The sequence below is a fragment of the Nostoc sp. TCL240-02 genome (genome assembly GCF_013343235.1).
In the GTDB taxonomy this organism is placed as follows: Bacteria; Cyanobacteriota; Cyanobacteriia; order Cyanobacteriales; family Nostocaceae; genus Nostoc.
In genome coordinates this window covers 6654883-6678431 of the sequence record NZ_CP040094.1, presented here as the reverse complement: position 1 = coordinate 6678431, position 23549 = coordinate 6654883, and the positions used below count along the sequence as shown (strand labels likewise).

16 protein-coding genes and 1 pseudogene are annotated in these 23549 nt (G+C 40.6%); 9 read left to right on the top strand and 8 right to left on the bottom strand.

Features of this window, described 5'->3' with window-relative positions:
* Positions 1–25 precede the first annotated feature (25 nt).
* The 4 genes from FBB35_RS28475 to FBB35_RS28460 all read left to right on the top strand — a co-directional run bounded on the left by FBB35_RS28475 (position 26) and on the right by FBB35_RS28460 (position 5125).
* Positions 26–1033: a WD40 repeat domain-containing protein gene (locus tag FBB35_RS28475; protein ID WP_174712430.1), complete on the top strand. Its 1008-nt coding sequence runs from the start codon at positions 26–28 to the stop codon at positions 1031–1033.
* 657 nt (positions 1034–1690) lie between these two features.
* Entirely contained in the window at positions 1691–2746 is a 1056-nt protein-coding gene (locus tag FBB35_RS28470; protein ID WP_174712429.1) for a permease, read from the top strand.
* A gap of 53 nt (positions 2747–2799) precedes the next feature.
* Positions 2800–3573, top strand: coding sequence for a TIGR03943 family protein (locus tag FBB35_RS28465; RefSeq protein ID WP_174712428.1), 774 nt, complete (start codon positions 2800–2802; stop codon positions 3571–3573).
* Between the two features lie 52 nt (positions 3574–3625).
* Entirely contained in the window at positions 3626–5125 is a 1500-nt protein-coding gene (locus tag FBB35_RS28460; protein ID WP_174712427.1) for an Ig-like domain-containing protein, read from the top strand.
* Between the two features lie 188 nt (positions 5126–5313).
* Here FBB35_RS28460 and FBB35_RS28455 read toward each other — a convergent pair whose 3' ends face one another.
* On the bottom strand, positions 5314–7089 hold the full coding sequence (locus FBB35_RS28455; protein ID WP_174712426.1) for a sensor histidine kinase: 1776 nt from the start codon (positions 7087–7089) through the stop codon (positions 5314–5316).
* An 804-nt stretch (positions 7090–7893) separates the two neighbouring features.
* Here FBB35_RS28455 and FBB35_RS28445 point away from each other — a divergent pair.
* Positions 7894–8682 carry a response regulator gene (locus tag FBB35_RS28445; protein WP_217481680.1) on the top strand — a complete coding sequence of 263 codons (789 nt, stop codon included), beginning with the start codon at positions 7894–7896 and terminating at the stop codon, positions 8680–8682.
* A 298-nt stretch (positions 8683–8980) separates the two neighbouring features.
* Here the strand turns inward: FBB35_RS28445 and FBB35_RS28440 are convergent, their stop codons facing one another.
* The 3 genes from FBB35_RS28440 to FBB35_RS28430 all read right to left on the bottom strand — a co-directional run bounded on the left by FBB35_RS28440 (position 8981) and on the right by FBB35_RS28430 (position 12802).
* Entirely contained in the window at positions 8981–9763 is a 783-nt protein-coding gene (locus tag FBB35_RS28440; protein ID WP_174713802.1) for a sulfite exporter TauE/SafE family protein, read from the bottom strand.
* A gap of 165 nt (positions 9764–9928) precedes the next feature.
* Positions 9929–11215, bottom strand: a complete 1287-nt coding sequence (locus tag FBB35_RS28435; protein ID WP_174712425.1) for a sulfite oxidase — start codon at positions 11213–11215, stop codon at positions 9929–9931.
* A gap of 132 nt (positions 11216–11347) precedes the next feature.
* Positions 11348–12802, bottom strand: a complete 1455-nt coding sequence (locus FBB35_RS28430; RefSeq protein ID WP_174712424.1) for an aminotransferase class V-fold PLP-dependent enzyme — start codon at positions 12800–12802, stop codon at positions 11348–11350.
* Positions 12803–13782: 980 nt separating this feature from the next.
* Between FBB35_RS28430 and FBB35_RS28425 the strand changes: the two genes are divergently transcribed.
* Positions 13783–15333, top strand: a complete 1551-nt coding sequence (locus FBB35_RS28425) for a hypothetical protein (RefSeq protein ID WP_174712423.1) — start codon at positions 13783–13785, stop codon at positions 15331–15333.
* Positions 15334–15419: 86 nt separating this feature from the next.
* Here FBB35_RS28425 and FBB35_RS28420 read toward each other — a convergent pair whose 3' ends face one another.
* Positions 15420–17564, bottom strand: a complete 2145-nt coding sequence (locus tag FBB35_RS28420) for an NAD(P)/FAD-dependent oxidoreductase (RefSeq protein ID WP_174712422.1) — start codon at positions 17562–17564, stop codon at positions 15420–15422.
* 160 nt (positions 17565–17724) lie between these two features.
* Here FBB35_RS28420 and FBB35_RS28415 point away from each other — a divergent pair, with 160 nt between their 5' ends.
* Both FBB35_RS28415 and FBB35_RS28410 read left to right on the top strand, forming a co-directional pair.
* Positions 17725–17958, top strand: a complete 234-nt coding sequence (locus FBB35_RS28415; protein WP_174712421.1) for a hypothetical protein — start codon at positions 17725–17727, stop codon at positions 17956–17958.
* Positions 17959–18898: 940 nt separating this feature from the next.
* Positions 18899–20131: a hypothetical protein gene (locus FBB35_RS28410; protein ID WP_254625715.1), complete on the top strand. Its 1233-nt coding sequence runs from the start codon at positions 18899–18901 to the stop codon at positions 20129–20131.
* A 117-nt stretch (positions 20132–20248) separates the two neighbouring features.
* On the opposite strand, the gene FBB35_RS28405 is transcribed toward FBB35_RS28410, so the two are convergent.
* From FBB35_RS28405 to FBB35_RS35165, 3 genes and pseudogenes are all read right to left on the bottom strand, one after another.
* Positions 20249–20806, bottom strand: coding sequence for an exonuclease (locus tag FBB35_RS28405; protein WP_174712420.1), 558 nt, complete (start codon positions 20804–20806; stop codon positions 20249–20251).
* A 174-nt stretch (positions 20807–20980) separates the two neighbouring features.
* Positions 20981–22792 carry an arginine--tRNA ligase gene (gene argS / locus FBB35_RS28400; RefSeq protein WP_174712419.1) on the bottom strand — a complete coding sequence of 604 codons (1812 nt, stop codon included), beginning with the start codon at positions 22790–22792 and terminating at the stop codon, positions 20981–20983.
* A 144-nt stretch (positions 22793–22936) separates the two neighbouring features.
* Positions 22937–23071: pseudogene (locus FBB35_RS35165) on the bottom strand (RNA-guided endonuclease TnpB family protein); the annotation flags it as partial.
* A gap of 125 nt (positions 23072–23196) precedes the next feature.
* Here FBB35_RS35165 and FBB35_RS28395 point away from each other — a divergent pair.
* A complete protein-coding gene (locus FBB35_RS28395) occupies positions 23197–23304 on the top strand; it encodes a type II toxin-antitoxin system HicB family antitoxin (protein ID WP_174712418.1) in 108 nt (35 codons plus the stop codon).
* Positions 23305–23549: the final 245 nt, after the last annotated feature.

The following is a 23549-nucleotide window of genomic DNA, read 5'->3' as shown; positions in this document are numbered from 1 at the left end:
GCGTCCGTATATTATCCTGTCATTTATGGCAGCTGTTGCCCTTCCAGTGACTATCTGGCAAGGGTTTTACATTCATCAAGCTCATGCTGCCTCTGAAGTAACACCAAACTCCCCAACTACTAACAGCTTTGCTAATGCCCAACTACTTTACACACTCAGAGGACATAACGGAACTGTTAAATCTCTCGCTTTCAGTCCAGATAGCAGACTTCTTGCGAGTGGAGGTGCAGAAAATGAGGGGATTATTCGCCTGTGGAATCCAGCAAATGGTAAAAAGTTAGGGGATATTAATAAAGCACACAAAGCAGCCGTAGAGTCTTTAGTGATTTCACCAGATGGGCAAACCCTTGCTAGTTGTAGTGATGACAACACGATTAACCTCTGGAGCCTGAAAAATTTTAAATTTAGCCGCTCTTTTGTGGGACATACCAGTAACGTATTATCTTTAGCGGTGTCTCCTGATAGTAAAGTTCTGATCAGTGGAGCTTTGGATGGGATTCGGCTATGGGATTTACTACAGCAGCGCCCTTTGGGGACTCTAGTAAGCTTCGATAACTTGATTTATACTCTAGCCATTAGCCCTGATGGGCAGAGCTTGGCTAGTGGTGATAGTAAGGGTGTAATCAAAGTATGGAGCTTGACTACTGGCAAATTAACTAGTGAATTTGTCGCTCATTCTAATGTTGTTAGCGCTGTCATCTTTACACCAAATGGACAGACATTAGTGAGTGCTAGCCGCGATCGCACAGTCAAAGTGTGGAATATTAATACTGGAGAATTAGTCCGTACCCTCACAGGACATAATAACTGGGTAAATGCGATCGCCATTAACCCCGATGGACAAACCCTTGCTAGTGCCGGCAAAGATGGGATTAAAGTCTGGAATTTAACTACAGGTGAGTTAATCAATACACTGAATGGACATACAGACTGGGTAAGTGCGATCGCTTTCAGTCCCAATGGTAAAATCCTCGCCAGTGGCGGATTTGATCGACAAATCAAGATTTGGGGGACTCCACAAAAACGTAATTAACAGCGAATACTAGAACCCCAACTTATTTAAAAAGCCTGGGTTCTGAATGGCTACCGTCCAGGTTATTAGCCTAATGGCGATTTTTATATATACAAAATAGCGATCGCCACAATACCTTGTCTTTGAGGAGAAGGTATTGCAAGCATTTACCATGTTTGCTAAACTTTTGTCTTGCTTTTTTAGAGTTTTTATAGTAAAAAATCAAGCAAAGCTCAGATTAGATTTCGCCAAAACTACCCAAAATCAATCGTTGTAGTAACCAAGAACGATATCTACGATGGGCTACGCCTAAGCTAAATGTTGAATAACTGTGAATACTTGATGAAAATACAGCCGAGCTAATGTCTTATCCAGCAAATTACTGTCAGTATAAACATAGGTAACTTCAAATCATCTATGCAGCTACTTGCCTTCTATAATCGGAACAATTTCTGAACTTAGACAATCTTAGAACTGGTCATCGTCAGTAAATGCACTCAGGTAAAAATTACTATCTTGGCTGAAGCAAAGGTTTATAGCGTTTAAGCGCTATTTAAAACGTAAGATAACTTGCTACTTAAATGATGTTTAATTTTCCCGAACTGCTTTTGATCCCCATTTCGATAGAATGACTAGGCAGAACCCTAAAACTAAAAACCGCTTTTGACTGCGACGCACATGAATCAACTGAACAATGGTTTTACGATATTTCTAAGTCTGCTAGTCGAGGCGATGCCTTTTTTGCTTCTTGGGGTCTTATTCTCTAGTTTGCTGCTATTTTTTGTTGATGAGCGCAAATTAGTAGAAAAAATGCCCAAAAATCCGCTGCTGGGTGCTTTAGTTGGCAGCATGATTGGCTTTTTGTTTCCGGTGTGTGAGTGCGGGAATGTACCGGTAGCGCGGCGGTTCCTGATTCAGGGAGTACCCACACCAGTTGCCATTGGTTTTTTGCTAGCAGCGCCAACAATTAACCCAATTGTAATTTGGTCAACTTGGACAGCATTTCGAGATCAGCCAGAAATAGTGGTCTTACGAGTCGTATTTTCTCTAGCAATTGCCACAATTATTGGTTTTGTTTTCAGTTTTCAAAAGGACTTAAATCCGATAATTCAACCTGCGATCGCTCGGTATATGAAGTTTAATCCACCCGCGCAGCCTGAAACCAAACGCCGTGGTAAACGTTACCAAGTAGAACAGCAAGAAGCACTACCAAACATCTTGCAATCTGGGACTTATATTTTAGGAGGAAAAGCAGGTGTACCTCTGCGGATAGACGCTAATTTTGTACAGGCGACTACCCCAATTTCTAATACCAATAAACCCCTTGCAGATAAACTGCGCCTAGTGGTAGATAATAGCGTCCAAGAATTCCGAGAATTGGGTGGAGTGATGATTTTAGGAAGTGCGATCGCAGCTGCGATTCAAGTCTTAGCTCCCCGTGAATTAATTCTCAGTTTGGGTGCCGGGCCTATTAGCTCGATTGTAGTCATGCTGATATTAGCAGTAGTGGTGTCAATTTGTTCTACAGTCGATTCTTTCTTTGCTCTATCTTTTGCCTCGACCTTTAGTAGCGGTTCCTTGTTGGCATTTCTAGTGTTTGGCCCAATGATTGACATCAAAAGTGTTGGTTTGATGTTATCTATTTTTAAGCCCAAAACTGTCTTTTACTTATTTGCTCTAGCAGCACAATTAACATTTGTGTTAACTCTTTTCCTCAACTTGCACGTTTTTTAAAGAATTCATCTTTTGTTCTTTGCAAATAAACAATGCCCCATGTCCAATAACTAATGGCTAATAAAAATCCTAAATCTAAAATCCCAAATCTGTTACTCCCTTGGTTGGATGCCCTAGCAATTACATCTTGGGGCATTTTGATGTTGAGATATTGGCTAACTAACAAGCTAAACCTATTAATTCATCCAAATTACATTTGGTTTGTGGTTGTGACAGGTATCAGCTTGATTGTTATTGGTTTCTTCAAGATGCAGGAACTTTGGCAGCGCCGTCGCCGTGATGTTACGCCAAGCGGCCAACATATTAGTTTATTTCCCCCTGGTTGGGGCAGTGTTTTATTGTTGACTACAGCGATTCTGGGTTTTATCATTACACCGCAAGTTTTTGCTAGTGACAAAGCACTCCAAAGGGGCGTAACCACCGATTTATTGGGAAGTACACGCGTAAAACCTCAAGCTTTTCGGGCTACTGTTCGTCCAGAGGAGCGATCGCTTGTAGACTGGGTACGCACTGTCAATGTCTATCCAGAACCAGATACATATACAGGCCAAAAAGTTAAAGTTCAGGGATTTGTCATCCATCCACCAGATATAGGAAAAGAATATTTGTTCTTAGCCCGATTTGTCTTAACTTGTTGTGCAGCAGATGCTTACCCTGTAGGATTACCCGTCAAACTCCCCAACAATCAAGAACCTTATTCCCCTGACACTTGGTTGGAAGTAGAAGGACAAATGAAGACAGAAAATTTGGCAGGTAAACGCCAACTTACCATTGCTGCTACCTCTCTCAAAAAGATTCCTCAACCCCAAAATCCTTATAGTTATTAGTCATCAACAAATGACAAATGACTATTGACAAATGACTATTGACAAATGACTAATGACAAAATCTAAAGCATTTATCCAACCATTGGATCGGATAGCGATCACACTGATGCTACTGCTAAGTGTGCTGATTGGGTTAATCATATTGCAAGGTGATGTGGTAACTGCTCGTGTGCGCGACTTTACCTGGCAAAATCAACAGATTGGGGCGGAAGATAATTCCTTCACCCTCACCTTCAGCCGCCCAATGGAAACAAAAAGCGTAGAGGATAACTTGAAAATCGAGCCACCCCTAGCAGGTAAATTCAGTTGGGCAGGGCGGCGAATGGTTTATACGCTGCTAACACCAGCACCTTATGGCACGAATTATAAATTGCAGTTACAGGGAGCCAAAGATAAGTTTGCGGAACAAGAAGGTAAAAATCGGTTGATCCAGCCTTTTACAGGGAGCTTCCGTACACGCGATCGCGTCATTCTTTACATCGGAACCAATCAAGAAGAACAGGGACGATTAGTTTTATATAACTTAACCCAAGAACAAAAAAGGGTACTTACCCCCAAAGACTTGATAGCAATCGACTTCGAGTCATTTCCAGATGGAGAGAAAATTTTATTTTCGGCTCGCGCCACCAATAACGAAGACTTACTTTCAGCCCAACTGTACACGGTGACAACAGGTGTTTCTAGTAAACCTGGACAAGAAGCACAACCAGGAGGCAAAGTTGACCTAGTTTTAGATAGTAAAGATTATCAAAACCTGAAATTTGACTTATCACCTGATGGGCAAACTATTGTCATCCAGCGCGGAAACAAAAATAATCCCGGTGACTTTGGACTATGGTTTATGCCAGCAAACAGCGACGGTTCAGCAGAAAAACCTAGCCCTAAACGTCTGAAAAGCCAACCAGGGGGAGACTTTATGATCACCCCAGATAGTAAAGCCGTAGCAGTTGCCCAAGGACAGGGAGCAGCAATCTTACCACTGCAAGGTGATGCCAGTAAACCTCTAGATTTTCTGCCGCAGTTTGGTTTGGTACAAGCTTTCTCTAAAGATGGCTCTCAAGCAGCAATGGTAAAGTTTAATACAGACTACACGCGAGATTTGTTTTTGGTGACAAACCAAGGTGTACAGAAACAACTTTTAAAAACAACAGGCTCAATTGTCAGTTGCCAATTTGATATTGCCTCACCCACCCTCTATTGCTTGCTAACACAGCTAGTATCCAAGGAACAATATATAGAACAACCTTATGTGGTGGCAATTGATCTGAAAACTGGGCAACAGAAACCACTGCTAGTACTGCCTCCCGCTCAACGAAATGTGCAAATGAGTTTATCTGCTGATGGTTTAGGCTTGTTATTTGACCAAGTAGTACCCCAAACAAACCCCCCAGCATCATTACCCAACAACACTTTGAAAACTGATGATGGAGATGTTATTGCTACCAGTAGCCTGTGGTTAATGCCTCTGCTACCCATCGCTGATGCTGCGACTGTTGAAATTAGACCAGAACAACTCCCTTTAGCCGGATTTCATCCCCGGTGGCTACCTTGACCGAAGAGACGCGAGAGCAGGGGCAGGGAAAAAATAGTTGAATTACCCTCATACGGTTCGGATAAGCATTTTTCACTTTCCTTGTGGTCTGGGTAAAGAATGTATTCAAAATCTTTCCCCTTTAACCAAACCGTATTGAAATTACCCCTGCCTGGCTGGGTTTCAGAGCAAGTAAATTTATTTATGCCCTACACATTTTTAGTCTTTACAGGAATCTTAATCACAAATTCTGTCCCTTGCTCTGGAACAGAAATACAGCCGATTTTTCCGCGATGTTGTTCGACTATAATCTGGTAACTAATCGATAGACCTAAACCCGTGCCTTTACCCACGGGTTTAGTAGTAAAAAAAGGGTCAAATAATCTTGCACGCACTTTCTCATTCATTCCAGAACCATTATCAGCAATGGTTATTGCTACCCATTCTGGATCAATTACTTCAGTGGAAATACGAATTACTGGTAATAGACAATTGGGTTTTTCTAGTTGATTATTAGCTCTAAACCATGATTTATTACTACCTTGTAATGCATCAATAGCATTAGTAATGATATTCATAAAAGCTTGATTTATTTGAGCCGGATAGCATTCTATTAAAGGTAATTGACTATATTGTTTAACAACTTCAATTTCTGGAGTTTTATCTGTAGCTTGTAAAAAGTGCTTTAAAATCATTAAAGTACTATCGATACCTTCATGAATATACACTTGTTTAATTTCTGCCTCATCTAAACGAGAGAAATTTCGCAGTGAGCTAACAATTTCAGTAATTCGTTCCGTTCCCACTGTCATAGAATTGAAAGTTCTTGTGAGGTCTCGAATTAGGAAATCTAAGTCATTCTCGTTAACTAATTTTTTAATTTCTTCGGGAGGATCTGGATAATAATTCTGATATTTCTGGATTATTTTTAGAATGGAATCAGTATATTCTTTAGCATAACTGAGATTACCATGAATAAAGTTAACAGGGTTGTTAATTTCATGAGCAATACCAGCAACGAGTTTCCCTAAACTAGACATTTTTTCGTTATGTACTAGTTGAATTTGAGTTGATTGAAGCTTTTTTAAAGTCTTCTGAAGGGAAGCATTTGTTTGTTCAAGGCGATCTGATTGACTTATAGTAGATTGTTCGGAAACATCTAATAACTGATTTAGTGTTGTAATCTGTGAATTAAGATATTGAAACGTTTCATCATCTGTTTTTGTTGAAATATTCTCACTTACAAAAGGCTGCTCTTGCTCAGTAAAATTCTTTTCATTTTCAAAAGGTAGTATTGCCATTTTTACGTTTAGTGCTAGAGGACGAAATAAATCGACGCTTATCTGAGGAATAGCAACTTTCAAGAACATGATAATTATAAATATGTTACCTGAAGGCAATAATCCTCCAAAGCCAACTACAGACTTGATATTATAAGGAATTACAAATGATGTTTGTGAAGGAATATAAGGACTACCCAAGGCATCAGGGATATAAAAGACGTTATACATCCTCTGTTCTAAATCAGTTAATAAATTCGGATCTGGTCGCACTACAGTATCAAGATTTAGCCCTAGTTGTTGGATAAGTTGAAAAATCATAGGTATCTGAGCAATCATCTCTTTACTGAAGAGAGGAATTACCTTGTGCCCCTCAGATTTATGCCGTGAGTTCCATTCTGATTTTTGTCCAGCAGTTGACAATAAAGTTAAACACTTGAGATTATTTTCTAGTACATCATTGCTAACAAGACTATGTGTATATTCTTGTAATTTTAGTGGGAGTTCTCCGTAAGAGTGAGTTTTGAAAAAACGGACAAGGGCACAGGATCTTTCACCAGATTTTAAATCAATTAAACTGTTATAAAGATATTGAACAATATGATTACCAACTTCCTCCATGTTGTTAGCTTTTTTGCCTAAACTACGCAGAGCTAAACCACATTCTGACATATCTCTCATGGTAAACATTTGCAAGTCATACATAATATATATCCATCTCCTTAAAAAATGTTATTAATTGATAGGTTTAATTTAATAGTATGAGTAGAAACTGCGGAAAGTGAAGTACATTTTTTTTGTAATATGCTTTTAAGAAGTCATGATAAAATACATCTTCAAAAGAAAACAAGCAAGAAAATTTATAAATAGAGTTAGTAAAATTCTTAATTCACGGTTTTCTTGAGTGTAAGTGGCTATTTTCCGTGAATGATTACCTGATAAGCAATTGTATTTTATATGCTTTTTAAGCTAGGAAATTGAGGAGCCACGATTATAAAAGCTTGTTAAAAGTGATTCACATTATAAATTGACGTAATAAGATATTATTTTTGCAGTGTTTTACAACATTAACTGCAATACAAAAAAAGTACAATCAGGAAAATCCTTAAATAATTTAAGGATTTTCCTAATTATCAGAAAATAATGATAGATTAGGCTTTAAAAGCCATAAGGTTCCCAGATTCATACAACAAGCGATCGCAGACTACCAGTAGAAGAAAAAGATTTAAAGTAGTCTTTTATCTCTTCTAACAGGATGTCACATCCTGTATTTTCACGGATATAATAATGAACTTTATATAATTTTATATGCACAATCAGTAAAAGTACCACAGTTGATTAGCAGTAACAAGCAAAGTTTATGCTATCGCAATCAGATGAGAGAAGGAACATAATGCTGATTTGCATTGGAGCAATAGTAGTTGTAGAGATTTCGATTGTTTGCAAAATAAATTATTGAATGAAAGTCTGTAAAAACGGATACTAAATATATAGTCAGCCAATAGCCTTATGGACACTTTTATAACAAACATTCATCGGATTCTTATTGTAGAAGATGAATTTATCCTTGCAATGAATTTAAAAGAAAATGTAGAGTGGCTCGGATACACTGTTGTAGATATTGTAGATTCAGGAGAAACAGCAATTGAGAAAGCAACTGAGCTTCGCCCTGATTTAGTTTTAATGGATATTAAATTACGGGGTGAAATGGATGGTATTCAAGCTGCGAGAGAAATTTGGAATTGTCTCCAAATACCTTTTATTTATATTACAGCATACTCTGACAAAAGTACTGTAGAAAGGGCAACACTAACATTTACTTGTGGATATATTCTAAAACCTATTAGTCAACAAGACCTCTATGTTACTATTCAAACAGCACTCAATATTATTAGAAATAAACAAGCAGAGTTAGTGTTAGTTAAAGCGTATGAGGAATTAAAAGTTAAGGTTAAAAAGTATACTACAAAACTTGGTTTAGTGAATGATGAATTAAAATTAGAAATTACAAAACCCCACAAAACAGAGTCAGAATTACCAACAAAAGAGGAATACATTTTTACTAACAACAAGCCTAGTTCTTTATTAACATCGCGCCAGATTGAAATCCTAAAATTCATTGCAGAAGGTTATTCCACAAAAGAGATTGCAGAGTTATTAAGCATCAGTACTAAAACGGTCGAAGCACACCGAGTGCATTTGATGAAACGGCTTAATATTTATGATGTTGTAGGCTTAGTACGCTATGCAGTTAGTATAAAATTAGTAACTTTTGATATCCAAAATCATTCAGATTAGCTCAACATAGTAGATAATATTTTTGACAGATAGAACAAAAAAATGAAATATATACCTCCGTTAATCAGGGAAATTAAAAATTAGTTTGATACGAAAAATAACACTATATAGACAGATTAAAAATATTAGACATCTTCGAAAAAGAATGTAGAGATGCGTTAGCGTAGCGGGACGAAGTAAAATTTCGCGTCTCTACAAGGGTTCTGAATAACGCATATTTAATTTCTGGAGATGTCTAATGCTATATCCAATACAGAGTTAAGAAGTTAAGATGGTTTACTAACTTGATTACAAATTACTAAATTATTTGTTGATAATTTATCCAAGCTTCCCAAAAAAGATAGATTGATAATGTGCCTAAGAAGATACGAAGCACTAAACTTACAGTATAATCTGGCAGTTTTGGTAATGTGCGAGTACTCATCTGAACGCCTAAAAGACCACCACATCCCAAAACTAGACCTTGAGTAAATAGAATATTTCCCTCTAATGTATGTCCTGTGCAGGCAGCTAAAGCAGTGATAACAATTACACCCAAACTAGTCTGAATTGCTACTTTAATTTCTTCTCCTAGTAGCAACATTTGTAGTGGCACCATAATCGTACCGCCACCTAAGCCAAATAAACCTGCTAAAATTCCTGCTGCTCCCCCAGTGCCAATTTTAGAAACTAATGGGTTAAATACTGGGGCTGTATTTTCTTTTTGATTGATGGCTAATTCCTTACGAAGTTCAATCAAATAGATATTAGCGAGTAGTATTATGCCAAATGTAAAGAGTATTATATAAGATGGAATTTTGTTGGCAAAATATACACCTATTCCAGTTGTTAAAAAAGCTGGAATTCCTAAATAAATTACTCGTTTAAAGTCAAAGTATCCCATCGACCAATTCTGCAAACTTCCAGAAATAGAAGTAATCACAATAGCAAGGCTACTAGTAGCGATCGCCTGAACGGGAGTATAACCTAGTGTGACTAAAAGAGGAATTGTGATAATACCGCCACCTATTCCTAAAAGTCCGGCTATGACTCCAGATATTAAACCCCCTGTTACTAAAATCAACCAACTAAAATCAATCATAAATAGGTATTTTTCTAGAAAACTAATAGTGCTAAGTGGGAATTGGGCATTGGGCATGATGATTACTTCTCCCCTTGTCTTCCTTATCTCCCCCTGTTCCCCCTTCTCCCTGCCCCTCTGCCCCCGTTCGGCTACGCTCACGGCAAGCCTGCCCCCTGCTCCCCCTCATCCCTGTACTGTCACTGGATGGCTAACAACGCCTCCGTAGAGCAATCCAGAATCATTCCACGGAACTGTAATAGGTTGTGTATTACCTAAATTGTCAGTAGCACGAGCTTGGATAAAATATTCACCAGGAACTGGGTTCCATTCAATGTCCCACCGTGTCCATGCAAATGGAAAGTTTGGTTCTCTCAGTCGTGCAAACTGCCAAGTTTTACCGCCATCTAGACTAACTTCTACACGGACAATTTTTCCTTTCCCGGACCAAGAACGTCCGCGTAGTAGATGTGTTTTAGCCGAAAGCGTAGCGGGCCAAGCCAACTCAAAAGCGCTTTTAACATTTTGATAAGTAATCAGCTTACCTTTATATGGTGCGATCGCTGGGTAATCTGCACCAACCAGTACCATCTGCTCCGTTACCCACTGGGTATATATCGGTGTTTCAGAAACCTCAATCCGCTCAATCCATTTAACGTTGGCGTTTCCTCCCCAACCAGGGAATAAGGCACGGCATGGCTGGCCATGATCTGGAGGTAATGGTTCTCCGTTCATTGCATAGACGACGAGGGAGTTATCTGCTAATGCTTTGGCAATGGGAACTACATTACTGAATTTGGATTTATTCGTCTCCTTTGAATCCAGCGAATCAAAATCTGCACCTTCAACGAGTACATCTTTCGCTGTAGATTTCAATCCAGCCCGTTCTAATAATATGCTCAGTGGTACACCAGTCCATTCAGCCACACCAATGGCCCCAAGCCTCCATCGGGTTCCAGTGAGTGGTTTGTTGTAAGCCTCTTCAAAGAAGCGCCGACCATTAGCAGCACACTCAATGGCACATGTTACCGAGATGGAAGGCATAGCGATGATTTCATCGTAAGTGAACTCACAGGGAGCAGAAACGCCAGTGCCATGAATTTGCAAACGCCATATAGATGGGTCAAAAGGCGGAGGTGTACTGCGGTTGTGAACATAGAACCAATCGTTTGGTACTAAATAACCACGCCCATACATCGCTTCCCAGTTCATCTCTAGCGTGCCTTTGCTATGAGATATATACCCTTGTGGCAATGGTTTAAGTATTTTACTGCCTTTAGTTTTAACAGCTGCCTGACTGTGAGCAGGCGCAGGTTTAGCTAAACCCCCAATGGCTGTTGCACCAACCATCGTGGCTAGTATTTTCAGAAAGCGCTGGCGCGAAATACCTGCATCTGTGCTTTTTTGCCAGATGCACTCATCAACCCGTGCCTGTAGATAATCCTCTTGGTCTAAGAGGTTTTCATCGCTCAAGCTATTACCCCCTTATAATTTGTAATTCGTAATTCAAAACACAAAGATAAGGGAGTGGGGAGCAGGCAGAAAATTTCTCTCCTCTGCACCATTCCCCCTGCCCCTCTGCCTCTTATTCATGCCCTGAAGAGACTAGCTGTTTATCGCTGTCCAAACACCAGTTATTTCATCTTGTGTGTAGTTGGGCAAATAGTGAGCAAATCCGTTTTTAGCTATTTGAGCGATCGCATCAATAAAGCGATCGCAGTCTTCTAATGTATTATATACTGCAAAGCTAGCGCGGATAATACTAGGAATATTGCGCGTAATTCCTCTGTCTACTTCTTGAGCAATCTCGTGGTCTCGCTCATCCGAAATATTCTTGAGTTTGCGAATGTATTCATAAGTGCAGAAAGCCCCAGCCCTAACTCCAATGCCGTATTCTTGTGCCAGAATTTCTGCTACTAAGCGTCCATCAAACCCATCAATATCAAAGGGAATAACATGGGCTAAATTATCTCCTGGGATATGTAGTTTAACTCCAGGAATTAGCCCAAGCCTTGTATATGTGAATTCAACTAGAGAGTGTTCATACTTAGCAATGCGATCGCGCCCTACTGCTTCGATAATTTCAATCGCCTTGGCAATGGCGATCGCACCCATTGCGTTTGGTGTTCCAGGGTCATGGGCCCGTTCTGTGTAAAAACGCTTGATCTCTAGATTTCTGGTGATATAAGGCAGGTTCCCACCACCAATTTGATAAGGGTAAGAACTATCAAAAAATTCCTTTGGCCCCAGCAAAACCCCAGTTCCATAAGGTGCATACATCTTGTGTCCAGAGAAAGCTACAAAATCTAAATGACATGGGTCATCATCAGGACGCATATCTACTCGTTCATGCTGAATTAACTGACACACGTCGGCAAAAATCTTAGCTCCATACCGATGTGCTAAAGCTGCGATTTCGTAAATTGGGGGTCTATAACCTGTAATTGTTGAAGCACCTGTAATAGTTACTAACTTAATTTGCTCGGCTTCAGGAAGATTTTGGTGTGCCTTGAAGATATCTTCAATTTCTGCGACACTTACACTTCCATCTGGCTGGGTTCTGTATTGCACAACTTCGTCTCTAGTAACCCAAGGGAGCAGGTTTGATGAATGCTCAATATCAGAAACTAAGATTTTCCCAGGTTTTTTTGCCCAAAGTGTGGCGGCTCCATTAATTGCTTCTGTTGTATTCTTCGCAAAGATTACATAATTGTCTGAAGATGACCCCACAAAGTCTCGAATCACGTTCCGGCTAGCGTCATATTCTCGTGTAGTGATGATGGACTTTTGCCCAGAACCTCTATGCACGCTGCCATAAGTGTCAAGCATCTCGTCTACATGCTGCTTGAGGGTTGTAAAGGGAGTGGTTGTAGCTCCATTATCCAAGTTGACGTAATTTACATAGTTTCCCTTCAGAGTCTTCACTCGAAAAGATAGAGACTCATCTGTGAATAACGGTCTAATTTCTTTGTCCCAAAAGCTGTCAAAATTTTCTGCAACTAGCGGTAATTGGACAGCTTCTTGCTTTATATTTACACCTATTGCAAGTATATCGGTCATCTTTAGCACCCTATTTTAAACTTGGAATTTTTGGATAAGCCTAGCTACCACACCGCTTTCTCCAACTTAATCTCACATTAATCGCTAGTAATTATGGTCTTTATAATTACTTTATTGCTAGTAGAAAACTCGGTTATTTCAATTATTCTTTAATAAATCAATTAAAAAGTGTATCCGTATTAAAACTGAAATAAAATAATCTTACTGTTAATTAAAATACAATGTAAAAAATAATTATAAGTAGTCAAGTATACTTTAAACAATTTTATTGTAGTCATTAAACAAACTTGATATATTGAAGGCAAATTGATAGAAAAAGCCTTTTCTCGCTAAGACTGAGGTTGCTTGCTGTGACTATATTTAACGAGAAAAAAGCCCGTACTAAGTTGAGATTATTCTTTAAAAAAGTTTTATCAATTTACTTATTTTAAGTGTTACTTCTTTTATATCATTTTGTACGTGTTTATGCGTATTTGTCAGGTTTTCTTAACATTTTACTCTGAGCAGAAGCTCTTAGTTGTTTGCTGACATTAAATAGCGATCACTTAAAATAACAGAATTATCATCGAATAGTAGATACTTGTACTGACATCTATCCTAAGTAATAAATAAGTCAGTATAAAAATGTGTTAAAGAAGACATTTTAAATTTAAACCTTAAGATAGATGCGATTATAAAAAATAAAATATAATCTGAGGCAGTTTTTTCATGTAAAAAACTTCCTTAGGACAGAGGCACCACTGCTTTAATCTCCCCTGCTCCCTGCCCCGTTCCCCCTGCCTCTTCTTGACGGGGACGAGCATCATAGTGTTATAACGGCATCAGTCTAGATCCAAAATAGGGAACACCAATTGATGATTAATTGCTGGTGCCTGGAGAGAGTTAAACTTAGCTTCTAGAGCAAACCCTGATTAGACAAGGTTGATAAGCAATGCTAATGCCAGCACTGCTGATATTTTTAGGCAGGTGGGTCAAGAGTGATGAATGAAGCTGACACCTCAAATAAGGGGGCTGTGATGGAATCCCTAAATTCTGCTAATTCGCCACAATCAGAGCAGGCGAGTTGTCCCTTTTACTCAGTTGTGCCTAATGAGAATATGGCAGTTAAACAACTGCCACTCCTCATGCCGGCTGAAGATAGACAATTTTCAAAAGATACCACCCAGCAGGACTGGGTTGCAGAACCGGAAATCGGCAAGCAAGCACTTATTGATTCAGAATTTCAGAACCTGCTGGCATTGAACGAAGAATTGCGTGCAGCTAACAATAACTTGTATGAACAAGTAGAGCAGCTAAGAGACAATCTAGCTGAGTCTGAAAAGGTTTTGCAGTGGCAGAAAACGCGCTCTAGCGTTACCGAGTCGATGCTCAACCAACATACTCAGGAACTAGCTGCGGCTCAAGAACAGATAAAATCTTTATTTCAACAATTAGAAATTGCTGTACAAACTATTCAACGTCAGGAAATTTTCACTGATAGTTATGAAGCACAGCTACAAATTAGCCAGCAACGCCTTGCCCAGCTAGAGCGAGAATGTACGTTGTTACACACTAATAACAGCGAACAGTCTGAGCAGTTATTGCAGTCAGAAACTGTTTGTCGGGAGTTACGTACTAGACTGATGCGACAACAACGTCAGACGCTGCAATTTAAAGCGGCTCTGGAAAAATGTCTAGATACATCGGTTCCTAGCTATGACTCCTTAGAAGATACTGCAAAGCATCCCAAAGACATAACTAGTAGCCAAGGAAGATTTTCTAGAAAAGCTCGGTCTTTGTTTCCTAATGCCCAGCCAATTCAACCTTGGTCAGCAGAATCAGAATCATTGACTGAAAATGAAGATGATTCTTGGAGTGAACCGTCAGCACCAATCCCATTCCAAAGAACTGAACCGACTTCACCGCCACCATCTTCTTGGAACTGGTCAGTTAAGCAAAATCCCCCAAAATCAGCAGAACCTCCTGTCCCCTCTCCAAAAATTGACGATTCTCCAGATACACCTGAAGCTGTTTCAACTTCGGGGTCATCCAATTTAGATCAGCAATTAGATAGTCTCATCCAAATGTTTTTCACTTCTCAGCCTCCATCAGCATCACCACCGCCTACTGCAAAAACAGATGCGGATGGTAATAATGCCCCTGTCTGGGAGACTTTAGCAACAATATTAGAAGACGATGAGGATGCAGAAAATCCACGGGAGAAGGAGGTAGAGGCAGAAATTAATCCCCCTGTAACTACCTCCACTTCTTGGACGACAGATTCTGTACTTTCACCAGCTAATAACTTACTGATGTCTTCTACCTCCTTCCACACTGAGCCGCCTGTTGGAGCAACTGAAGATTACTGGTCAGAAGTTTCTCAATTGTCACAGTTGGAATTGTCAGAAAATGATTTTTCCTCAGAGTCATTAGGTGATAACACCAATGACGGGAATTCACCTTCACCCGTGGTTTATCCCCAACGTCCACCAAAGGGGCGTAAGTCGTTGGCATCTGTGGAACTACCGAATTTTCGCCCCAAAGGTCAATAGTAAAGAGAGACGCGATGAATCGCGTCTGTACAAAAGTTAGGAGTAGAGACGCGATTCATCGCGTCTGAATGCCCCATTCCCAATAACTAATTGAGAATCCTTGCTTCTGACTTTGGAATTATGGCTTCTGGGTTGGCTTTTGCTACTTGAGAGCGCGATCGCGGTTTGCCTGTGGCGATCGCATAATTAATCGCCAATAGCCACAGCCACAAGCCAGGATTTCGGGGTTCTAGCCAAAAACCTACCCGGTTTAATAAGTGCCCAAACCACTGACTTAGCAAAGCGCTAACGAGAGCATGACGACCGAAATTGAAATAACTACCAAGCCATCGCATTAAATCTCTAGGCCCAGCTAATTCCCAAATCCATAAAAGTAAGGCAGGATTTTTCCTAGCGGCTTTGAGTGCTAGGCGGTTAAAGGTTAACCAATCACACCGATCTTTGATAAAGTTATCTGCTACTTCTTGGGGTTCATCTGCTAACAGTCCAAAGAAGGTGTTGAGCATGGAGTTAATGCGCTGGGGTGGTAAGAATTTCCCAGTGGGTACCATCATACCTTTGGAAAATAGCCAAGTCACGGAAACATTGCTTTGGTAAGCCCGAATTTGGTTCAAGTGGCGGAAACTCAACAAGTCATGTTTGAGAGCAGTATCCAACAGTGTTGTTAAACGCTCTAAGTTGCGAACTAGCGAACCAAAACCGGTGAAGACGAGTGGAGACTGGAGTGATGCCGCATCACCGATCGCAATCAATCGATCGAAGGCAACTGTGCGATCGCTACTTCCTACACTAAAATGCCCCGGTATATACCCAAATGTCGGTTTCTTCCACACCAATTTGTCCATATCGCACCTGCGATACTCTGGCAAAATCGTGAAAAAGTCCTCGTACATCTCTAGCAAGGAACCAGGATTTTCAGCATTGACTTCATGGTAATGAAATAAATAAATCGTCAATTCATCATCTGCGGCGGGAAACAGTTCCCAAATTAACTGCCTTCCCCGCGAAATATCCCCATGACTATAAAGAACGTCCCCGTATTGCGAATCCCATACTCCCGGCTCAAATCCGCTCTCAATTACCGCTCCTACTGTTGGGCATACGCTATCAAAGGCACGACCACCATTTAACTGCCAAGCGATGGGTGAGGCAGTTCCCATTGCATCTATTAGCAGTCGTCCACTTACTTGTTTTTCAACCTGACTAGGTAAGTGCTTGACTTGCAACATAACTTGTGATATATCAATATCTGCACGCATAAATTCTGTTTCATCCCAGATTTCGCCGCCTGCCGCTTGCAGCTTTTGCCCACACATAAGGAGCCATTTTTCGGAATCTAAGCCTAAATTTAGGACTGTGGGTGTGTGTAAAACGGGCGATCGCAATTTGGGTGGATTGTTCGCATCAAAAAACTTATTGAATCCATCTTTGTATTCCCTAGCAATGATGGTTTCTAACTCAGCGGGGGTGACTAAACCCAGGTTAACCAAGCTTTGAATCTCATCGCGGGAAATATTCCATTCTCGGTTCATCCGGCCAAAGGGCATTCGTTCCACCAGCAGGACTTTATATCCTAGTTTTGCCATCAATGCTGCATGAATCGCGCCTAGTGCGCCGCCGATATAGATGATGTCGTACTGGGGATTAGGGATTGGGGATTGGGTATTGGGATTACCTTTTCCCCAGTCCCCAGTCCCCAGTCCCCAGTCCCCTCGACTGGAAAACACCACCTGATGAGGCTGCTGAGGATTCCGTACTCCTTCGCGCCATCGTTTTTCCCACCAGTAGGCACGTGTTAGATCGTATTCACCGTTGGGCATTTTCTGAAAATACTTGACGGTGAGGGGGTAAGCAGAGGCTAAAGCGGCAAAAATCGATTGTTGGGATAAATCAATCGCTGGTGGTTCTGGATAATGATGTGGAAAACGGCTTCTGATTTCTTTGGTTAGGCGTTGCAGAATTTGTCCCTCACTGGGAAAGGGTTGTTCTGCCCAACGAAACACTTTCAGATAGGTAGTTCGCTGCACCGACCAAACAAATACCGAAAGTTCTACAGGCGAGTTTTCGGAAAGAGCCGCCCCATTTTGTGTCTTAGCACTGGGTATTTTGAGGCGAAAGCCTTCCGAAGTAAGCACTTTTTCTCCATTTCCAGGTTCAAAATCTGTTTGTAGCCAGCTACGCACAGTTTCTATATCTGGAGTTGGAACTTCTAAATAAAGGATTTCTCTCATCGTTTCCTGACATCTCCGATCAATCTACTCACTAAGACAGATTTTATGAAGGCACAAAGCAAGATACACTCCGCGCAACTAGTTTCGTAAAGATTCAGTAAAGAAATTTTAAAAATTTGTTGAATTTATTGTTCATTTTGTATTTCTGTAAACCCACGCCATGAATTATCCCATTCCAGACAGTCCCCAAGAAATTGTTGCCCTGCGACAACAGCCAATTGATGAAGAACTCGTTGCAGCTGCGATCGCTGGAGTCATTAAAATTGTCCGCGCTGAGGGTCAATCTTTGGAAGAATTAACCGCTCAGTTGCTAGCAGATGATCCAATGCTGGATCAGCAACAACGTCGCTGGTTGAGCCAATTAGTTGCCCAATCCTGGGAAAAGTTCTCCTAAAACCTTACATAATATAAAGAAAATTTTTGTCGCGGCATTAGATATTTAGGTGTGCAACTAAATATTGGGAATATTGGCGTTGGCTTTGCCCGCCGTAGGCATCGTATTTTAGGTATAGGAGTAACAATAGTTGTCAGTATATGATTGGCAATTGGGTTGTTATTTTGGCATTCATGGCACAGAAGCCACTAAATTAACCATATCAGCGTTTTACGTTGCTAATGAATTTTACAACGTTCTGAAAGCGAAAGACCTGTGCTTTCAGCGTAGGTCTTTTTTTGGGTTCATCCTTATGCTTTTGAGCGCCGCCTCGACATCTTAGCGGAATAAATGTTTTTGGCACATAACTTAATTAGCGATCGCTAACTAAGTGAGTGGAAATAAATACAACTATATTACAAAAAGTAAATATGTTTAAAACCCTTAGCAATTAAGAATGGAAAAGGAAAAATGACGACCTTAATATAGTTAATTTTATTTGTACATACTATCTACTACTTGTTCTGGAAATGACTATTTATGAACATTCTTTATTTAACATGACACTCGTCAGTAAAAAAGATGAATTTGGAATATCATGACATCTCCTACTAGCTATTTTTCTCTCTTAAAAACTATTTAGTAGAGAACAAAATCCAACAAGCCCTTAGTAAATATTTGCATTGCAAACCTTGCTATAGAGAGAATTAGCGGCTTTTATTTTATGCAATCACTGTGACATAGACCGTATTTCATCAAACTTAATATTCAATAAATGTTCTTTAATAACGCTCAAAAAAATCATTTTCTTGAAATCATCTATAAAGCTATAATCACAAAATTAAATCATGAATAAACTATGACAAAAATACAGGATTAAACTCTAGATGCACGTAACCGCATCGTTGAATCAGCTAATCGCTTAGGAGTTCAACTCAATGAGCAAGAATTGGAACGTTGGATGAATTCCATCACCGAGGCCACAGGCGACAGCGATATTGTCGTAGATAAAGACACAGGTGCTTTTGGGCACAAAGTCACCATGTTGGATTTTGACTCGCAAGAACTGGCACGGTTTCGCGCCATCGGCAAAATCGTCGAATTTGAGGACATTCCTGGTGTTGTAGAAACCGCGTTGGCAATCTCTGGTTCTGCGGCTCAATCTAAGATTCAGACTTATCCTGGAGACTGTGACTACTTCGAGCGAGTGAATATCATTGCGCCTACCCGTAGCGAAGCCTCCCAGATTCTTAGCAAACTGGTTCGGGACAAGGCGCTTAACACCATGTCCGGCCCCAATTATCAGTTAATCGATGTGAACTTTGGTGCTTACCCCCAACAAGTGGTTCGGGGAGAAAACACCAGACGTGCTGGTTCGCCAATTAACTGGCAACCCGATGACGTGATTGCCGGTCAGATTGAGGTAAGCGACCTAGAGGGCAACCCTCTGGTGCTGACCTGGGATGCCGTAGCCCAAGACCCTAACTGGTCTTGGTGTAAGCTGGAATGGGTTGTTGCTGACACAATACGCAGTCAATTGTCCAACGCCAGCAACGTGGTAGATGTTACTTGGGAAGCACCAGATGGAACTATCACAGCATTAGACGGTTATCTGGACGGCTATTTTCAAGAAGTTTACCTAGACGCTGAATCCGCTCCCATCTTTTCCAAACTGGTGAAGCAAGCCTCCGCCGATGTCATGGATGATTATGTGGCGGTATTGGAAAAGGAAGTCAAAAAATATGTCAAACAAGGTAAACACCTTAACTACGGCAAAGCAGCCAAGCGGATGTACAACATCTTTCGGCTGAACGGGCGTTACGAGGAAGCAGCGTTTCTGCGTGAGTTGTTCGATGAACCGACGGCACTACTTTACCAAGTCCACGCATTAATGGGAACTGTGCAACAAGCTAGGGATAATAGCGCTGTGTTTGATCTCGATAGTGTTCTCAATCAGGCAGATGAACTGATTGTGGCAGCCGTCAAGGTCTTGGAGGGAGAAGAGGAGTTAGAAATCGTGCGTCATTTGCTGCGCTTATATCGTAGTTTGTGCCGCCAAGAATCTGGCACTCCCCTTGGTTCTGAAGTAGAAGTAGCCCAGGCGGAAGTGATGAAAATAGTCAACAATTTCTTCTATGAGAAAATGACGGCGTTACCCACCATTAAGGCTTATATCGAAGGTACTCAGGTATAGGGCAAGATCCTCGGTTTCTCAAAAAAGTAAGGGATTTCCGATAACAATGAATCAGGCTTCGTCGTTATCGGAAATCTGTTATAAAATCTTATAAGTGCGATCGCATAGCTATCTTACTTAACGCTGTAGATTCGCTTGCAAAAGATTACAGAATAACTTCCCTTGCTGAATGGCATCATCTAAGGCAATGTGAGCCAATGGAAGATTTTCTAACCATGCAGCAGGTAGATTATCCTTGCCAGATTCGTTGTAGCTTTGTTTCAAGAATGCCATTGCATAGGATCGGATATCCAATGCCGAAAATTTGAAGGGGCTATCGCCCACAAAGTTTATCAAGTACCAGTAGACAAACATAAAGTCATAGGCGGCTGGATAACCAACAAAGATCGGTTTACCTGGTAAAGCCACAAGCCAGGAGTGGTAAGACTCCATGACCTTTAGAGGGGGCTGGGGGTCGGCTCGACTAGCTGCCCAGGCATCTGGCTGTTCTGCCCACCATTTCATAGTTTTGGGGTGTCCTTGGGCCCCTGGCAAGGTTTCTAAATTAGCTGTAAAAGTCCCAACCAATTGTTTGTCTGCGGTATACGCAGCTGAGGCAAGACTGAGCATGGAATGGGGCCCAGGGATAGGGCCATCCGCCTCTATATCAGTGCTGACGTAGATTTCGATTGTCACCTTTTATCCTGCCTGTCTTTTATCAGTATGTTTTATGCTAATACCAGTGTGAATATTTTAAAAAATCTCACAGATGCGATCGCCTCCAACTTCAGCAATTCTGATGAAAAAACCAGCTTAACTCTTACTCTGCGTACCTTTGCATTACCTTTGGTTACCTTTGTGTTAAAAAAATTACATCCTCTCCAACACCTGAATTCCCAACAAAGATAATCCCAACTTCAGAGTTCTAGCAGTCAAATCACATAAAACTAAACGGGATGTACGCTGTGGTTCCTCCGCCTCTAGTACCTGAACTCCCTGATTGCGATCGTAAAACTGATTAAACTTTTTACTCAGTTCGTACAAATACTCACATAAACGATTGGGCAGCAAGTCTTGCTCTACACTACTAATAATTTCATCCAGTTGAAGTAAATATTTTGCCAGCGCTAATTCTGTTTCATGCTCTAACAAAACAGCATTATTTCCTAACTCTTTAAAGTTAATATTACCCTTGCGGCTAATACCCTGAATCCGCGCATAAGCGTACAGCATATAGGGCGCAGTATTACCTTTAAAATCCAGCATTTTGTCGTAGCTGAAGATGTAGTTACTGGTGCGATTTTGGCTCAAGTCTGCATACTTAACTGCACTGATTCCAACTACTCTAGAAACTTCATTAATGAATTCTTCACTTTCTTGGCGTTCTTCTTCTTGTAATCTAGTTTTTAGGTCAGCATGGGCACGAGAAACAGCTTCATCTAATAAATCCCTCAACCGCACTGTATCCCCAGAGCGAGTTTTGAATTTCTTCCCGTCTTCTCCTAATACCAACCCAAAAGGAACATGGACTAATTCCACATCATCAGGAATCCAGCCGGCTTTGCGTGCCACCTGGAAAAATTGGGCAAAGTGGTTTCCTTGTCCAGAATCGGTTACATAAATTATCCGCTTTGCTTCATCCTGCTGAATCCGGTAACGGAGGGATGCTAAATCAGTTGTGGCGTAGTTATAGCCGCCATCTGATTTTTGCACAATCAAGGGTAAAGGTTCACCTTCTCTATTTGTAAACCCTTCCAGAAAAACGCATTTTGCCCCCTGATTTTCTACCAGTAAGCCAGATTTTTCTAAATCTTCCACAACTTTTGGTAGTAAGGAGTTATAAAAAGATTCACCCCGTTCAGTTAACTTGATATCCAGCAACTCATAAATTACTTTAAATTCTTTTCGAGAAGCTTCGCAAAGAAAAAACCAAGCGTGTTTTGCTGGTAACTCATTAGATTGTAGTTCTACCACTGCTTTACGTGATCTTTCTCGGAAATCAGCATCTTCATCAAATTTTTTCTTAGCTTCTCTGTAAAACTGAACCAAGTCTCCTATATTTATAGAGGGAGAGTTAATGAAACCCGGTTGATTGTTCGCCTCATAATATAGACTATTCCAAAAGGAATTATTTTCAGAATCAAATTCACGAAGATGAGTAATTAACATCCCAAACTGCGTACCCCAATCACCCAGATGATTTAACCGCAGTACATCGTGTCCTTGAAATTCTAAAATCCGGGCGATGGAATCACCAATAATCGTAGAACGCAGGTGTCCGACGTGCATTTCTTTGGCAATATTTGGACTGGAAAAATCCACAATTTCCCGCTTCGGCGTTTTCGCGGCTGTAACTCCCAACCGGGGATCGGTTTGAATCTTATTCAGTTGTGCTTCTAGATATGCCGTTTTCAGTTTCAGATTGATAAATCCTGGCCCAGCAATTTCCGGTGGTTCGCAGATTTCGGATACATCTAGTTTCTCAACGATCGCACTTGCGATCGCTCTTGGTTGCTTGCCTAACTTTTTACTCAGGGATAAAGCCACATTCGCCTGATAATCACCAAATTTAGGATTACTAGCAGAAACCAAAATTGGATCTACTCCCGCGAAGTCAGCGCCAAAAGCCGCAAATATTGCCTGTTCAAGCTGAACTTTTAGTTTTTCTTGTGTAGCGTTCATATATAAATTTTATCTGTTGACAGAGGGAATGTAGCTCTGGAAAAGCTTGATTCTTCACTTTAGAAATCTGGAGATTCTGAAGAGGGAGAAAAAATCAACACACTGTTTGCAAAAGTATCTTTTTTGACAAAACTGTGTCTAGCTGACCATATTTTGCACTTTCAAGTCTTCACGCGCTACGAGGTCACTAGACATAAATAATAACCTTGCTGTTTTTATAGCAAAGTCTTAACGCTGGCGACTTACCTTGAAGCGTTTTCGAGCCAATTTCTCTCTAAACTATCACAGGCATTGCGAAAAACTCAACTGCCCCAATGGTTTGATTGGGCTGTGTTTCAAATAAAAAGGTACGTTACACTTCGTTAATGCACGCAATTAAGATGTTCCCAAAATGAGGAAGACTAATGCGTTATACAGTTGTGATTGAAAAGGGAGAAACTAGCTATAGTGCTTATGTCCCTGATTTACCAGGTTGTGTCGCTGTGGGTGAAACTTTAGAAGAAGTCAAGTAAATGATTGCAGAGCTATAGTGCTTATGTCCCTGATTTACCAGGTTGTGTCGCTGTGGGTGAAACTTTAGAAGAAGTCAAGTAAATGATTGCAGAAGCTATTGAATTTCATCTAGAAGGAATTTTAGAAGATGGTTTACCTATTCCTCAGCCTACAAGCATCGCTCATGAGGTTGAATTTGTAAAATAATTATTTTCCACTAATGCAAAAAGTGTTAATAATTTTACATAATTCATTCACTGTGTAA

Bases quoted from the DNA above. Each gene is read 5' to 3' on its own strand.
- FBB35_RS28475 (WP_174712430.1), top strand. From the start codon at position 26: ATGGCAGCTGTTGCCCTTCCAGTGACTATCTGGCAAGGGTTTTACATT.
- FBB35_RS28470 (WP_174712429.1), top strand. From the start codon at position 1,691: ATGAATCAACTGAACAATGGTTTTACGATATTTCTAAGTCTGCTAGTC.
- FBB35_RS28465 (WP_174712428.1), top strand. From the start codon at position 2,800: ATGGCTAATAAAAATCCTAAATCTAAAATCCCAAATCTGTTACTCCCT.
- FBB35_RS28460 (WP_174712427.1), top strand. From the start codon at position 3,626: ATGACAAAATCTAAAGCATTTATCCAACCATTGGATCGGATAGCGATC.
- FBB35_RS28455 (WP_174712426.1), bottom strand. From the start codon at position 7,089: ATGTATGACTTGCAAATGTTTACCATGAGAGATATGTCAGAATGTGGT.
- FBB35_RS28445 (WP_217481680.1), top strand. From the start codon at position 7,894: ATGGACACTTTTATAACAAACATTCATCGGATTCTTATTGTAGAAGAT.
- FBB35_RS28440 (WP_174713802.1), bottom strand. From the start codon at position 9,763: ATGATTGATTTTAGTTGGTTGATTTTAGTAACAGGGGGTTTAATATCT.
- FBB35_RS28430 (WP_174712424.1), bottom strand. From the start codon at position 12,802: ATGACCGATATACTTGCAATAGGTGTAAATATAAAGCAAGAAGCTGTC.
- FBB35_RS28425 (WP_174712423.1), top strand. From the start codon at position 13,783: ATGAATGAAGCTGACACCTCAAATAAGGGGGCTGTGATGGAATCCCTA.
- FBB35_RS28420 (WP_174712422.1), bottom strand. From the start codon at position 17,564: ATGAGAGAAATCCTTTATTTAGAAGTTCCAACTCCAGATATAGAAACT.
- FBB35_RS28415 (WP_174712421.1), top strand. From the start codon at position 17,725: ATGAATTATCCCATTCCAGACAGTCCCCAAGAAATTGTTGCCCTGCGA.
- FBB35_RS28410 (WP_254625715.1), top strand. From the start codon at position 18,899: ATGAATTCCATCACCGAGGCCACAGGCGACAGCGATATTGTCGTAGAT.
- argS (WP_174712419.1), bottom strand. From the start codon at position 22,792: ATGAACGCTACACAAGAAAAACTAAAAGTTCAGCTTGAACAGGCAATA.
- FBB35_RS28395 (WP_174712418.1), top strand. From the start codon at position 23,197: ATGCGTTATACAGTTGTGATTGAAAAGGGAGAAACTAGCTATAGTGCT.